Source organism: Moraxella bovis (assembly GCF_002014975.1).
In the GTDB taxonomy this organism is placed as follows: Bacteria; Pseudomonadota; Gammaproteobacteria; order Pseudomonadales; family Moraxellaceae; genus Moraxella; species Moraxella bovis.
In genome coordinates this window covers 1-13,850 of the sequence record NZ_MUXV01000033.1, presented here as the reverse complement: position 1 = coordinate 13,850, position 13,850 = coordinate 1, and the positions used below count along the sequence as shown (strand labels likewise).

The 13,850-nt window shown below is 39.5% G+C and carries 14 protein-coding genes, 1 tRNA gene and 1 pseudogene; 5 read left to right on the top strand and 11 right to left on the bottom strand.

The features are described 5' to 3' along the window. The first annotated feature begins 42 nt into the window (after window positions 1-42). The 5 genes from phoU to B0182_RS08355 all read left to right on the top strand — a co-directional run bounded on the left by phoU (window position 43) and on the right by B0182_RS08355 (window position 4,674). Window positions 43-714 (top strand): phosphate signaling complex protein PhoU, encoded by a 672-nt coding sequence (gene phoU / locus B0182_RS08375; protein WP_078274494.1) that lies wholly within the window; start codon window positions 43-45, stop codon window positions 712-714. Between the two features lie 109 nt (window positions 715-823). Beyond that, on the top strand, window positions 824-1,504 hold the full coding sequence (gene phoB / locus B0182_RS08370; RefSeq protein WP_078274493.1) for a phosphate regulon transcriptional regulator PhoB: 681 nt from the start codon (window positions 824-826) through the stop codon (window positions 1,502-1,504). A 54-nt stretch (window positions 1,505-1,558) separates the two neighbouring features. Beyond that, window positions 1,559-2,785 carry an ATP-binding protein gene (locus B0182_RS08365; protein ID WP_244893667.1) on the top strand — a complete coding sequence of 409 codons (1,227 nt, stop codon included), beginning with the start codon at window positions 1,559-1,561 and terminating at the stop codon, window positions 2,783-2,785. A 169-nt stretch (window positions 2,786-2,954) separates the two neighbouring features. Next, on the top strand, window positions 2,955-4,442 hold the full coding sequence (locus B0182_RS08360; protein ID WP_078274492.1) for a Ppx/GppA phosphatase family protein: 1,488 nt from the start codon (window positions 2,955-2,957) through the stop codon (window positions 4,440-4,442). 156 nt (window positions 4,443-4,598) lie between these two features. Next, window positions 4,599-4,674 (top strand) — tRNA-Gly (locus B0182_RS08355). A gap of 260 nt (window positions 4,675-4,934) precedes the next feature. On the opposite strand, the gene B0182_RS08350 is transcribed toward B0182_RS08355, so the two are convergent. The 11 genes and pseudogenes from B0182_RS08350 to B0182_RS08290 form a co-directional block, all read right to left on the bottom strand. Continuing rightward, the gene (locus B0182_RS08350) at window positions 4,935-5,396 is read right to left on the bottom strand and encodes a hypothetical protein (protein WP_078274491.1); all 462 of its coding nucleotides are present in this window, start codon (window positions 5,394-5,396) and stop codon (window positions 4,935-4,937) included. Window positions 5,397-5,507: 111 nt separating this feature from the next. Beyond that, window positions 5,508-6,182: pseudogene (locus tag B0182_RS15410) on the bottom strand (polymorphic toxin type 44 domain-containing protein). A 157-nt stretch (window positions 6,183-6,339) separates the two neighbouring features. Then, entirely contained in the window at window positions 6,340-6,768 is a 429-nt protein-coding gene (locus B0182_RS08335) for a hypothetical protein (RefSeq protein WP_078274488.1), read from the bottom strand. Window positions 6,769-6,791: 23 nt separating this feature from the next. Beyond that, a complete protein-coding gene (locus B0182_RS08330; protein ID WP_078274487.1) occupies window positions 6,792-7,220 on the bottom strand; it encodes a hypothetical protein in 429 nt (142 codons plus the stop codon). A 442-nt stretch (window positions 7,221-7,662) separates the two neighbouring features. Further along, the gene (locus B0182_RS08320; protein WP_078274485.1) at window positions 7,663-8,454 is read right to left on the bottom strand and encodes a hypothetical protein; all 792 of its coding nucleotides are present in this window, start codon (window positions 8,452-8,454) and stop codon (window positions 7,663-7,665) included. Then, window positions 8,454-9,092 carry a hypothetical protein gene (locus B0182_RS08315; protein WP_078274484.1) on the bottom strand — a complete coding sequence of 213 codons (639 nt, stop codon included), beginning with the start codon at window positions 9,090-9,092 and terminating at the stop codon, window positions 8,454-8,456. The genes B0182_RS08320 and B0182_RS08315 overlap by 1 nt, the downstream gene beginning before the upstream one ends. A gap of 24 nt (window positions 9,093-9,116) precedes the next feature. After that, window positions 9,117-9,758, bottom strand: a complete 642-nt coding sequence (locus B0182_RS08310; protein ID WP_078274483.1) for a hypothetical protein — start codon at window positions 9,756-9,758, stop codon at window positions 9,117-9,119. An 8-nt stretch (window positions 9,759-9,766) separates the two neighbouring features. Next, entirely contained in the window at window positions 9,767-10,741 is a 975-nt protein-coding gene (gene tssG / locus B0182_RS08305) for a type VI secretion system baseplate subunit TssG (RefSeq protein WP_078274482.1), read from the bottom strand. Between the two features lie 2 nt (window positions 10,742-10,743). Next, window positions 10,744-12,573: a type VI secretion system baseplate subunit TssF gene (gene tssF, locus B0182_RS08300; protein ID WP_078274481.1), complete on the bottom strand. Its 1,830-nt coding sequence runs from the start codon at window positions 12,571-12,573 to the stop codon at window positions 10,744-10,746. Between the two features lie 16 nt (window positions 12,574-12,589). After that, a complete protein-coding gene (locus B0182_RS08295) occupies window positions 12,590-13,045 on the bottom strand; it encodes a type VI secretion system baseplate subunit TssE (RefSeq protein WP_078274480.1) in 456 nt (151 codons plus the stop codon). Between the two features lie 3 nt (window positions 13,046-13,048). Next, window positions 13,049-13,810 carry a type VI secretion system accessory protein TagJ gene (locus tag B0182_RS08290; protein WP_078274479.1) on the bottom strand — a complete coding sequence of 254 codons (762 nt, stop codon included), beginning with the start codon at window positions 13,808-13,810 and terminating at the stop codon, window positions 13,049-13,051. Window positions 13,811-13,850: the final 40 nt, after the last annotated feature.

Sequence of the window (13,850 nt, the reverse complement as noted above, 5' to 3'; positions counted from 1 at the left end):
ATTAACAATGCCGATAATTTTTAATTAAAATTTGGAAAAATAATGGAAAAACACACTTCAAAATCCTACGACCACGAATTAACCTTTGCCAAAGAGTTGCTCCTAACGATGGGTAATTTGGCAATCAGTAATGTCGGTAAAGCCATCAAAGCCTTATCCGATGGCGACAAAGAGCTGGCACGGACGGTCATCGAGTCGGATAAGACAATCAATGACTATGAAAGACAGCTTGATGATAAGGTGGTAAAACTTGTTGCCATGCGTCAGCCCACGGCGGTGGATTTGCGGTATATCATGAGCATGAGTAAGGCGGTGATTGACCTTGAACGGATTGGCGATGAAGCGGTAAAAATCGCTCGCATTGCCCTATATGACACGCCCATTCATGCCAACATCCACACCCTTGCCGACAATGTGCGTATGATGACGCTGGACGCTCTAGAAGCCTTTAATAATCACGATAGCCGTTTTGCTTTTGATGTCATGCAGATGGACGAGCTTGTCGATAGCGAGTATGGCGAGCTTTTAGCAGGGTTGCAGGACAAAGATGAGATAAAGTCGTCCGAGATTATGCACACGCTGTGGGTGTTACGAGCATTGGAGCGGGTGGGCGACCATGCCCGTAATGTGGCGGAGCTTGTCATCTATACCAGTAGCGGTACGGACATTCGCCATAGTGAGATGAGTGTGGTGCGTGATGTTGTGGGGGAGTAGGGTGGTTGCAAATAGTTACCCACTTTTGTGATGTTTTGTGTTATTGTTATAGTATTGTTACTTTTTGGCAATGCCCTGTATGGGCTGCTGTGTAAATTAAGGATAACCCATGCCTACCATTTTAATCGTTGAAGACGAACCTGCCATTAACGAGCTGATTGCCACGACGTTACAGATGGCGGATTTTGAGACGGTGTCGGCGTATGATGTCAAGACAGCTCATCGTCAGATTGTGGACGCTTGCCCTGATTTGATGATATTGGATTGGATGTTGCCCCAAGGCACATCGGGGGTGGATTTTTGTCGCTTGCTCAAAAAAGACAGCAGTACCGATGACATTCCCATCATCATGCTGACCGCCAAAGGCGAAGAAGACAACAAAGTACTGGGGCTAGACGCTGGGGCGGATGATTACATGACCAAGCCATTTAGCACCAAAGAGCTGGTTAGCCGTGTCAAAGCGGTGTTACGCCGTAGTATGCCAACCGATAAAGTGCTAAGCGTGGGCGAGCTGTGCCTTGATGACAAAAGTCAGCGTGTCTCGGTCGCTGAGTCGCCTGTGGTGGTCAGTAGCACTGAGTATAAGCTGTTAAAATTTTTCATGACCCATCCTGAGCGAGTGTACAGTCGCAGTCAGATATTAGACCATGTGTGGGGTGGTAATGTGTACATTGATGAGCGTACCATTGACGTGCATATCCGCCGTTTGCGTAAAGTGCTTGCCCCGCATGGCGTGGATGGGCTGATTCAGACAGTGCGTGGGACGGGTTATCGGTTTTCTAATCAATGATTAATAAAAATATTTGAAAATTCAAAATGATATAACAAAAGCAAGGCAAGTTTCATGTTGGACGATAAAGGGCTTGATAAGAAAGGGCTTGATAAGACAGACACGACGGCAGATGTTGTCGGTCAGTCATCGGCTGTCAATGCAAAGGCTGTCAATGCAAAGTTGGGTACAGCCTCTGATTTATCCGATGATTTTTATCAGATATTAGAATCGTCCGATGACATGCTGATGATATTAGACGAGCATGAACAGATAGTGTGGCATAACTCATCGGCACTGTTTATCTTGACCGCTTATGTGGATAAGCCCATCATCGGTGCTAAGGTGTCATCGCTGATTTTAAATCATGAATTTTTGGAAAAATTCCCTGATATTTTTCACGCCATTTATCAATCTGTCAAACTGACCAATATCGCCAAACCTGCCGAGCCTACCGCCAAATCCGCCAAACAAGCCTTTGAGTTTTTTGGGCAGATTTACTGTGGCGAAATTTATAAGGTTACGCTCGCAAGGATTAATAACGCCCATAACCACGTGCTTTTGACCGTCGCCAATCACACCTACATTCATCATCTAGAACAAATGCGAACCGACTTCGTGGGCAACGTGTCGCACGAAATTCGAACGCCTTTGACGGTGCTGATGGGTTATATTGAGACATTCTCAAGCGCCTCAAGCCTAGAACCCAAATGGCAACGGGGCTTTGCCTTGATGAGTGAGCAAGCACGGCGAATGAATAACTTAGTCAATGACCTGCTCATGTTGTCACGACTAGAACATGACGACAGCGAGCAACAAGTGACGGTGGACATGCCCCGACTGCTCATGCAGGTCTTTGATGATGCCCGTGCGACCAACAAAGAGTTCGGGCATTTGTTAGACATACACTTAGACACCGAACGTCATGTGTTAGGCATTGAGAAATATTTATACAGTGCCATTTTAAATCTCGTCATCAACGCCATGAAATACACGCCCACAGACAGCACCGAGACAGGCAGGCAGGGCGAGATTAGCATTTTGTGGGAAGAGACATTAGATGGTGGACTGCTGAGTATTGCCGATAATGGCATTGGCATTGAAGAGACGCATTTGGCACGCCTGACCGAGCGGTTTTATCGGGTGGATAGTGGGCGTTCTCGTGCCACGGGTGGGACGGGGCTTGGGCTTGCCATTGTCAAGCATGTTCTGCACAAACATGGGGCGAGCTTGCATATTGATTCGGTGCTGGGTCAAGGCTCTACCTTTAAAATCCTATTTCCCAAAGAGCGGTTGGTTTGATGATTTTAAAAATTGGGCGTGATAATGATTTTGGGGTTTTTAAAAATATGTTAAAAATGGGCGTACAGATATTGATAACACCAAATTTTAAAATCCTTCTAAACCTTTTAAAATCAATCTGACAATTTTATCACTTTTATCCACTTAGCCACACAGCCAAAGGACAGTTATGTCAAGTATCATCGATGATGAACTCTTATGTGCCATTGATTTGGGGTCAAACAGCTTTCACATGGCAATCGCCTATGTCAAAGATGGCGAGCTAAAAAAAATTGCGTCCATGTCCGAAAAAGTCCAATTGGGGGCAGGGCTAGATGAGCAAGGTCATCTAAGTGCCGACGCCCAAGAGCGTGGTCTGGCCTGCTTGTCTCGCTTTATGGGTCGCTTAGATAACGTGGCAGGCGAGCGTTTGCGTGTGGTTGCGACCAATACCCTAAGACAGGCGACCAACAGCGATGAGTTTATTGCCAAGGCAAATCAGATTTTGCCTTGCCCGATTGAAGTCATCTCAGGGCGTGAAGAAGCTCGCCTTATCTATCTGGGCGTGGCGAACACAAACCCTAGTGATGAGCTTCGGTTTGTCATTGACATCGGCGGTGGTTCAACTGAGCTTATCATCGGACAGGGCGGGCAGTCGCTCCTGACCGAGTCGGCACAGATGGGGGCGGTGAGCTTTACGCAGAAGTTTTTTAAAGATGGTGTGATAAATGATGAAGCCTTTGGGTATGCCATGCGTTCTGCCAAAAAAGAGATGGCTCAGCACATCAAGCGTTATCAGAAAATGGGTTTTGAGCGAGTGATTGGTTCATCAGGGACGATTAAGGCGGTGCTTGGGGCGTTGACGGGGCTTGGGCTTATCAAGCATGGGCTGATTACCAAAGGGGCGGTATTGGCTCTAAAACAGCATTTGATGGATGCTCGGCATATTGAGCATATTGATTTACAAGGGGTTAAGGCTCACCGTAAGGCGATTTTCCCTGCTGGTGTGGCGATACTTCTGGCAGTGATGGAAGCCTTTGGGGTCAAGGCGATGAGCTACTCTGATGGGGCTCTTCGGGAAGGGGTTATGTATGACATGCTCTCACGTTTTGACAGTAATGACGCCCGTGATGGTGGGGTGATGAAGCTCATTGATAAGTTTAATGTGGACAAAAAACAAGCCAAACGGGTCGCCAAGACCGCCCGTCTGCTTTTTGATGTCGCCCAAGAGCCACTGGGGTTAAACCAAAACGACCATGACCTGCTCAGACGCTCGTCACTGTTGCATGAGATTGGCATGAGTATCGGGCATAGTAGTTATCATCGCCACAGTGCGTATATCTTGGAGTTTGGCGAGATAGCAGGTTTTTCGCAGATGGAGCAGACCAGACTGGCAGGCATGGTGCGTTACCATCGCCGAAAAATCACCGCAAACGACCATAAGGCGTTGATGAGTATCAGCACCGACAGAATGACCAAGCTGGCACTGCTACTGCGTTTGGCGGTGGCGATTAACCACACTCGCACCGACATCCAAAAATCCGACATCAAATTCACCCTGCACAGTCCGACACACTGGGTACTGGACATGCAAAAAGAGAGGCTATTCACGGGGCTTGTTGATGAGATTGATAACTTTCTGTCGTGGGGCGTGACTTTGGATGTGCTAAGTCGTTGATTTGTTTTTAAAAATTTATAACGGCTAAAATTTTTTGAATTTTTTTTAAAAATTTTTAAAAAAGTGCTTGACGTCTGCCAAAAATCCTATATAATACGCACCCATACAGCAAACGCTGACACGCGGGAAACGCACCCATACAGCAAACGCTGACACGCGGGAATAGCTCAGTTGGTAGAGCACAACCTTGCCAAGGTTGGGGTCGCGAGTTCGAATCTCGTTTCCCGCTCCAAATTTTAAAAAGTCCAAATCGAAAGGTTTGGGCTTTTTTGTTGTTTAAGACTTAAGGAATATAGGGGAGTGAATTTTGATTGAAGATGGTTATTACAGAGTTGCTCAGTTTGTCTATATGAGCTATGGCTGTTTTGTATTAGAGTTCTTGCGAAATTCAAAAATTTTGGCTTTCAAACCTTGATTTTATTTGATTTAGAATTTTGACAAGCTCAATAAAATCGTAATTTCGCAAGAGGTCTATTATACTAAATATCACACCTAAATATCATAAAGATTAAAATTCTCATAGTTATACATCGGCTTTTTACAAAACCGCTTATAGGTTGGTGTTACCACAGTTCTGTCAGAATAAACTTCTATTTTAAAAGAGCAGGAGGGTTTTTGATGATTTTCTATTGGTTTTGTAGAAAAATTTACATGAAAACGTTCATAAATATTATTGTTAGTTAAATCTTTTCCGCCATATCTTGTTTCAATAGAAACGTAAACCTGATTTTGTTCATGGTGATACTTTGGATTTAAGAAAGATTTTGATTTTCCACTCCTTTGTATGTCATAATAATATTTAAAACTTTTATATTCATCCTCATCTTCAAAATCAAAACTATATTCATTTTTATGTTTGTATTGAAAATTTGAGAAAGAAATTTGTTTGCCTGTTTTATTGTGTATTTCAACTGTATCGTAAAAAAATATAGATAATTGTACGTATAAATACATTGTTATGATGCAAAAAATAAAAAAAAGAAGTTTTTTTATATTTCTTTATCAATTTGACTAAATTTAATTTTTTCATTTTTTAATCCTATTTGGATTGCTTGGATTGTTGCACTAATGGATTTGTTTTGAGTTTGGTGGTTGGTTTTGTGGTGTGTTGTCTAAAATATACAATATGTTTTCAGGGGTTAATTTGCCAGCAAATTTACCACGTTTTTTATAAAGCTCAAAGCCAATTTTCATTGCAGTATTGTCATCTAGGGTATCTGCTCTTGGCAATATTCTTTCTTTGAATGCAGATATAATATCACTCCCAGCTTGTTGCACCCAAGATCCTGACAGTAAGGCCTGCTCGGAAAACCCAACACTAAGCCCAACATAGCCATAATGGATATTTGATCATACATCATAGAAATAATCGTAATTCTTATATTTATGGTAATGACTTTCAGAGGGTGTACCTTTTTGAGTTGGTCTATGTACAGTAATTTTGCTATTTTTGTTAAGCCTATCATCCTGTACGAGTTGCCACTTATGATCCCAAGGCTTATTCGTATCAACCATGTCATACCATAATTTAAGCGATATTATGGGGTTTCTTTGGGTTTCTGGGTTACGAATGGGTTGTTCGAATTCAAATGGGTCTTTAATTTTGCCAATTCTCTCATTTGACTTATCAAACTCTCTTTGTAATTCTGCTCCTATCTCTCCGGTATTATGATAACGAATTTTTTGAGCAACCAAGGATTTTACGTTTCTCTTAATCTCACCGACAATGTATTTCGCCATTTCTATCGCTCCATCTTGATTGTGAGGACAGATTGCTGTTTGTTGTGATTGGGATTTTGTACATTGGTGGTGGTTTTGTATTTGCATTCATAAATACGGTTTTTTATTCATGGTGTCAAAAGTTTAACATCACTTGTATGTTAAATAACTTTAGGTATTAATCAGGAACATCACAACCCCCAGATTGTAAATAGTTATCAGAAAAATAATTAAAATACTCACAATAGACAGTTTCATTAATATGGGGGTTAAATGGATAAAATCTAACATCAAAAATAATAAAGTCTCCATTGTATAAAACCACAAGAAAACAAAGAGAAAAAAGTATTATTTTAAATCTTTTTAATAACAACAACTTTACTTTTTTATTTAAAATCAACAATAAATAAACGACAGGAGTTAAAACCATCAGATTTAACAAAAATCCAAGATAATAAAATTCAAAAAAATTCACTATGGACTTGGAGCACCAACTCCAAATAAAAGTGTATATAGATTCTCCAAAAATGACACTAACCCAATAAAAATTGGTAATAATCCAAGCAGCTATAAGAATGGCGTGTGATAAAATTTTAATATTAATCATCAATTCTAAATCCTTATACTTTTTTAATCAGGAACATCACAACCACCAGACTTCATATAATCGTCAAAGAAGTAATTAAAATATTCACAATAGACAGTTTCATCAAGATGGATATTAAATGGATAAAACCTAACATTAAAAATAATAAAATCAAGATTTGATAACATGACACAAAATAAAAACAAAAATAACATTAACTTTTGTTTTTTTAATAAAAATAATTTTACTTTTTTATTTAAAATCAACAATAAATAAATAAAAGGAGTTAAAACCATAAGGTTTAACAAAAATCCAAGATAATAAAAATCAAAAACATTCACTATGGACTTGGAGCACCAACTCCAAATAAAAGTATAAATAGACGAACCATCAAGTACACTCACCCAATAAAAATTGGTAATAATCCAAATGGATATAAGAATGGCGTGTAATAAAATTTTAATATTAATCATCAATTCTAAATCCTTGTATTTCTAATTGGGAACATCACAACCCCCAGATTGTAAATAGTTATCGGAGTAAAAAGCAAAATACTCACAATAGACAGTTTCATTAGGATGGGTATTGAATGGATAAAGTCTAGTATCAAACAGCAAAAAATCAAAAGTATTTAAAAATACCAAAAACAAAGATATAAAAAATATGATTTTAAATCTTTTTAATAACAATAACTTTGCTTTTTTATTTAAAATCAATAGTAAATAAATAAAAGGAGTTAAAACCATCAGATTTAACAAAAATCCAAGATAATAAAATTCAAAAAAATTAGATATTGATTTAGAGCACCAAACCCAAATAAATTCATATACAGAACGAGTATGAAGTACACTAACCCAATAAAAACTGGTAATAATCCAAATGGACATAAGAATGGCGTGTGATAAAATTTTAATATTAATCATCAATTCTAAATCCTATACCAGATGTTTGGGTATTGTCTTTATGAAGAGCCGCTCTAACTTTCCATTTTTTATTTAAATATAAAAACACAGAATCACTACCATCACAAGCAAAGGCATGAATACAGCCCTCACCTTCAAATAAGTCTCTAAATGCATAATAACTCATTTTTGCGGTTTTATCTTCCTCTAAAAATATCACCACATGACCGTTGGACTTAATGCCAAAACCAACTTTGCCTGAATTTTTGGACAAAGTATTTAATTGCCGAAACTTCTTGGAACTTCTTTGTAACAGATATCTTTTATGTTCTGGTTTGGGTTCTCCATATGATACAACATCTTTTAAATCACTTTTGGTATACACATTTTTCTCTCCATAAAGTAGCTTGTTGACAATCAAAGGACATAATCCTCCTACCCCCGTATGATACTGTGTTGTTGGGTCTCCTTCTTTTACTATCCATTGATAATCAAGGGTTTGGGAGATGCTCCAAAGACCAGGTGAGGGCAAACCATAAATACTATCGTCAGCCAAGATAGATAAACCTTCGTTCAAATCTGGACCAATAAAGTCCATACCAAGATTTATCTTGTACCATTGCCCATTAATGCACACATCAAAATCTCCCATCTTTTCTGAAGATGCTCGGTGAACCGTGCTACTAAAAGGGTCAGGTAAATATATGCCATATTGCACAATGGGTGTCATTCTAACCTTTTTTCCTTTTAAAATCACTTTATGTACACCCGTCTCTTTAAAAAATACATAGTCAATTTTGCTCATCAGACAGAATCCTTAAAATTTAATTGAGACTCAGAAATCTTTTGATAAAATTCTGCAAATTCTGACTGTTTCCACTTTAAGGTATGAATATGCTCCAAAACAATCAAATATCTATTTAACCCATTCATAAGTATCACATTGGCATTATCCTGACCAAATCTTGTGACATAGTCTTTCTTTAATTGATTTAGATTCTCAAATTGCTGGGATAACGAATGCGAAGTATCAGCCATACTTCCAACAATCGTTAACTCATTTTCAATCTGATAATCAATACCATCTATAGTTATTGTCTTTGAGCTTGCAATATTCGTTGGTGGTATGTAATAAATTTTATTATCAAGTGACAGCCAAAATTCTTGGATTTTAATGTTGTCAATAAATAATTCCCCGCATTCAGAAAATCCACCCTGTTTTTCAATACAACCCAAAATACCTAAACTGGCTGTTAGTTGGTTTGGTGTCAATTTTACTTTTTCCAGTTCTGATAAATTGGGTTTTAATAAGATGTTTGGTAGTCTAAATGACACTTTTTCTCCACTCATCATCACCTTCTCATTGCTCTTGACTTGGAAGGTTTTTGGGGTGGTGATGAAGATGCCGTGTTCGTTGATGAGTAGTTTAGAGCCTGCTACCATAGATGGTCTCCTTTGGGATTTAACTTAGTAGGTGTTTGGAATGTGTTCAAAATAATAGCCAGTAGATGCACCAAAGTATACATGAAAATCCATACTGCTGTCACCAAGAGCGTGGGTTTTTTTGAAAATAGGTTTAATGAGTCTTAGGTAATGCGATATGCAAGACAACTCATCAACAAACTCCTTGACAGGCTTTATGCTTTTTTGGAGCTGTTGTAATTCTAGGAGTATGTTTGTTGGGTCTGCGTGTTTGGCACTGAGTATGCTTATGCTGTTATCCTCGAATCTCTCTATGCTATCGGTGTGTATGCTATATAGTCTAGGTCCTGTGTCTAGCAGTAATGAGCAGTATATTGTGGTTAGCTGAATTTGCTCCACCAATGCTGGAGGGTTTTTAAAATGTGCCAAATAAACATCACTAACCTTGGCAAGCTGTCGTCTTAACTCATGAAGCTCCTGGTTGCTTGCTATGGTATCAAAGACCATGTCTGACAGTTGGCTAATGCCATTGGCGGTACGGACATTTTGATGGCTGTCCAGTGTTAGTTTAGGCAGTCGCTTGTGAGGATGTGGCTTTATACGACCGTCATCAGTGATGTAGAAACTTGATGTGTCACTGACGACCACGATGCTGTCTTTGGCTTGTATGGCGATGATAAAAGTCATAGTACGCCCTAATCAATATCTATGATGACATGGGGGTTTTCTTTGGGTTGCCCCAGCCAACTGTTACGCCCTAGTGGGTGCGAAGTGTCTAGGCGACTGGGGCGGATGTCGTCTTTATCGACAATGATTTTGATGTCAAATTGATAGCTGTGTTTGGTGTATCGGACGACCCATCTGATGAGTTTATCAAATAGATGCCCTCCTTTTAAAAAGTCCAAATATTTGGCAGTGCTCACAGGCCCGATGATGACTCGAAATTTTTGAGTGGCATCAAAATAATGTGTACCAATCAAAAGTCCTGAACCTAAAGGTTCTAAAAGTTGAGAGGAAAGGGTGGTGGTGTGTGCTTCGGCAGGAATCCATTCGCCAACATTTTCTTCTATCTGTATGGGTGTGTCAAAGTAGCCACTGAGTATCTCGATGAGGTTGTGTGTGGGCATATTTTGATTGAGTAATAAGCTAGAATAGTAAAACTGGCTGTATTTTAACAGTCCCTCCATGCCTTCATCAGCCAAAGGCTGGTTGCCAACAAAGCCAGCGATGTGCTCACTAAATAGAGGGTTGCTCTTGTTATCAAGCATGACCGCAGGTTCTGAGCTAAGCCACGCTTTATAAAATAGGCTGATTAGACGATGATGAAAGATGTCTAAAAAATCATTAAAGGTATGATCTTTTTCGTGTAAATTCTTCTCATAAATCGCCTCGGATAGGTGCAAGGGTAGGGCACCGTTTGTCCCTAGCATGCCAAAGCCTTTTATCTTGACTTTGAGAAATTTACCCTGTGAGATGATTTGGTGTACTTGTCGCTCCTGAAATGATAGTTTGGCAAGCTGTCCAAATCGCACATTGTGCTCTGTTAGTTGCACTTCGTCTCCGATGTTTTTGGTGAGATTGGCATGCAGATGTAAATATCTAAGTAGAGCAAACAGTTGCATGTCATCGGTGTTTAAAGGGATTGCTTGAACTGAGATATCAGATGACATGACTACTCCAAAGAACTCAATGTGGCAATAATTTCACTTTTTTTATTGCGTAATGTTAGTTTGGTAAAATGATTGATGGGTGAATACCCTTTTAGATGACTGAGCAAAACACAGCCCCAAATATAAGGATGGGCATGACTCATGACTGCCTCATCTATGATGATTTCAAAATGTAAGCCATTTAAGGGGATGAGCTTGCGATTGCGTTTGTGGCTTTCGTGAGTTTTGCAGGCTGTAATGCTAATGATTGCATCAATCTGTGCTTTAAAAGATTGATTTTTTGACATTTCATGAATGGTCAGCAGACTGTCTTTGATATGGTTGGTTAGTGATTCTACATTATTCAAATCATCAATGATGAAATTAGAGGCGATTAGATTCATCAGTCGCCACTGGGCGACAGTGTGAGAGGGTGAGTCCAGAGGTTCGGTGAAACGACACTGCCTGACGATTTTGGTGATCTTGAATCGGTCATCGAGCTGCAAATCTTCATCAAGCGTCCAGCTGATGTCTCTGACCAGACTTCGGTTGCTACACCAAGCCTCAACCGATAGTTGATTTAGGTCGTGCTGAGTGATGTGCTGATATTGATTGGTTATGGTAACATAGCATTCATTACCCTTGTAGGAGTTGTTCGTAGAGGCTAGTTGGTTTGAGCGATAGGTGTCAGTATAAAAGCCAACATCTTGGGTGTTCTCCAAGGTGTGATAACCATCAACTTTGTAGATGGGTTCAAAAGATTTTATTTTGGTATTGACTGAATTAAATCCTTCTATGGATTTGATGGAGATGATTTCAAAATCTTTGGCTCTGATTTTGTCCATGACGATGTGTTGTTCGTTGGTATTTTGGTCAATGACAAAACGTGTTTTTTTGATAAAATGATTGCTAATAATCATGCTGTTTAGGTCTAGACAATCATGAGTGAGATATTTTTCAATATTATCAGAAAAGTCACTTAAACCAAACGATAAAGTAAATTCCACCATGTCGTCAGAGGAGGTTTTTTTATGTCGTTTTAGGCAATCTGTTATGATAGCCTGTAAATCGTTTATGGTAAAGAACAAGGTCTTTTCAGGCAGTATGCTATATTCCACCACATCTTTTAAATGGCTGATTTTTCTATCATTGGATATGTCAAGATTAAAATCCATGCCAGTAAGCTTAATTTTGGGGGAGTAGATGTTTTTATGGTCTTTTTGACTGACACTAAGGGAAGTGGCTTTGGTTGATAGGTGATATAATAGCTCTGTGGCGGTATAATGGTCGGTATTTTTGATGTAAAAATGAATACAAGAAAAGTCAATATCCTTAATGGATAGTGTTTTTGGAAAGCTAAAAATGATGTCTAATTTGGCTTTTTGGCATTCTTGGGAGAGGTAATTGTTTTTAAAGGTCTTGATGTAATTGACTTTTTGTATGTGAAAAGGAGTGATTTGTAGCGGATGACAGGTAGAAAAATTGCAGGTAGCTGTATTCTTTTTTTTGGCATGCGTGAATACGGAGCTCTGAGCAGGAATGATAAAGGGGGTGTTCTCATTGGTGTAACAAGAGACGATGGCACAGCTGGGTATGACCTTATTAAAACTTGGTTGGATGACTTGAAAGATGTGTTCTAGAAACTTGGGGTATTGCTCATCGATTTTTAGATTGATGCGAGCAGTTAAGAAGCTCACTGCTTCAATCAATCTTTCAACATAAGGGTCTTCTATCTCTGGTGCTAATAATCCAAGATGTCCAGCCACAGCAGGATGCTCTTTGGCAAATTCTTTACTGGCTTCACGAAAATTTTTTAGTTCTTGATGGTATTTTTCCAAAAAGTTGCGGTTCATGACATGCTCCTAGATATTATGTTGGGTTAAAACTGCCTGTTTCTAAGTCTAGTTTGGTGGTTAAGACAAATCGCTCGGGATGTGGGCTTGAGCGTATTAGCCCTGTGATTTGTATGCTTACTTGATTGTGTAGGATGTCATCGGCGTGCTTTGTTAGGCATTTTACCTCCAAGCTCTCTGGCAGTATCCGACTTTCAAAGGCTCTGATGGATGCGGTGATGTTGCTCTCTACATCAAGCCAGTTAATCTCTGAGGCTCTTTTACCTGATAAGGGGTGTATGCCATAATTCATGACACAGTGATAGGTTTCGTTTTGGCTAAAATAAGCGTGGTTGTCTGTGTAGTAACTTGCGGTATTTAATAAAGAGAGCAAATCCCGAATCACAAACTCTCTTAACTGACTGTGAGAGATGCTAGCACCAGAGGTGTGCTGCATGAGCCTGTCATAGATACTTGCGGTATTGTTTGCCATGAGTTACCCTCTTGTGATGACATCAATATCAAGCAGGGGGATATCCACATCGCCTGATGTCAATGTCTTTTGACCGTTTGCCCATGATAATTTAGACATTTGTTCCCATTGGGTGCGTTTGTTTTGTTTGATGTCTTCTGATACCTCGGTTAAAATAGGATATCTAGCAGGTATAAAGGCTGAGATTTCCTGTTGGTTTTGCAGGGTTATTTTGGCACGTCGCCACAAAATATCTGTTAGTACTTCGTGTCGCCAAAAATGAATGGATTGGATGTTGTTGGTGGGTAGCCAGTAGTAATGAGCATCCACAAATATCTCAAAGACACTAGACAATCTAAAATCACTGTCAATCCATGAATCTTGATAGTTCTGTTCGTCATATGTGGTGATGGTTGCCCAAAAGTCGCACTCATCAATGAGCTGGCCGAAAATATCAATCATATTATCGTTACTGTCATAGAAGGCTTGTAATAACAGGTTCTGATTGCCATGAAAAGCTGTATCGGGGTAAGCAAGTGGTGCTTTGGTGTTTTTAAACACTACGTCTCGCTGTATCTCGCAAAGAATATTTTGTTTAAGTAGGGATTTGACGTGTGGGTCGTTATGAATTTTTAGAAAATTATCGGTGGTGCTCAAGGCTTTTTGCCAATCCGCTTCTAGGCAATAACATTGAATGAGTGCCAGTCTGGCATTTAGGTTCATGGGGTCTTTTTTAAGCTGGCTAATGAGTGTCTCTATATGGTGTGCGATGTGATTAATAATCATAAAACGACCTATACTGATATAAAAACACAACCTAATACTA

Bases quoted from the DNA above. Each gene is read 5' to 3' on its own strand.
- phoB (WP_078274493.1), top strand. From the start codon at position 824: ATGCCTACCATTTTAATCGTTGAAGACGAACCTGCCATTAACGAGCTG.
- B0182_RS08320 (WP_078274485.1), bottom strand. From the start codon at position 8,454: ATGAGCAAAATTGACTATGTATTTTTTAAAGAGACGGGTGTACATAAA.
- B0182_RS08335 (WP_078274488.1), bottom strand. From the start codon at position 6,768: ATGATTAATATTAAAATTTTATCACACGCCATTCTTATAGCTGCTTGG.
- tssF (WP_078274481.1), bottom strand. From the start codon at position 12,573: ATGAACCGCAACTTTTTGGAAAAATACCATCAAGAACTAAAAAATTTT.
- B0182_RS08310 (WP_078274483.1), bottom strand. From the start codon at position 9,758: ATGACTTTTATCATCGCCATACAAGCCAAAGACAGCATCGTGGTCGTC.
- tssG (WP_078274482.1), bottom strand. From the start codon at position 10,741: ATGTCATCTGATATCTCAGTTCAAGCAATCCCTTTAAACACCGATGAC.
- B0182_RS08350 (WP_078274491.1), bottom strand. From the start codon at position 5,396: ATGTATTTATACGTACAATTATCTATATTTTTTTACGATACAGTTGAA.
- B0182_RS08290 (WP_078274479.1), bottom strand. From the start codon at position 13,810: ATGATTATTAATCACATCGCACACCATATAGAGACACTCATTAGCCAG.
- B0182_RS08360 (WP_078274492.1), top strand. From the start codon at position 2,955: ATGTCAAGTATCATCGATGATGAACTCTTATGTGCCATTGATTTGGGG.
- B0182_RS08315 (WP_078274484.1), bottom strand. From the start codon at position 9,092: ATGGTAGCAGGCTCTAAACTACTCATCAACGAACACGGCATCTTCATC.
- B0182_RS08295 (WP_078274480.1), bottom strand. From the start codon at position 13,045: ATGGCAAACAATACCGCAAGTATCTATGACAGGCTCATGCAGCACACC.
- B0182_RS08330 (WP_078274487.1), bottom strand. From the start codon at position 7,220: ATGATTAATATTAAAATTTTATTACACGCCATTCTTATATCCATTTGG.
- B0182_RS08365 (WP_244893667.1), top strand. From the start codon at position 1,559: ATGTTGGACGATAAAGGGCTTGATAAGAAAGGGCTTGATAAGACAGAC.
- phoU (WP_078274494.1), top strand. From the start codon at position 43: ATGGAAAAACACACTTCAAAATCCTACGACCACGAATTAACCTTTGCC.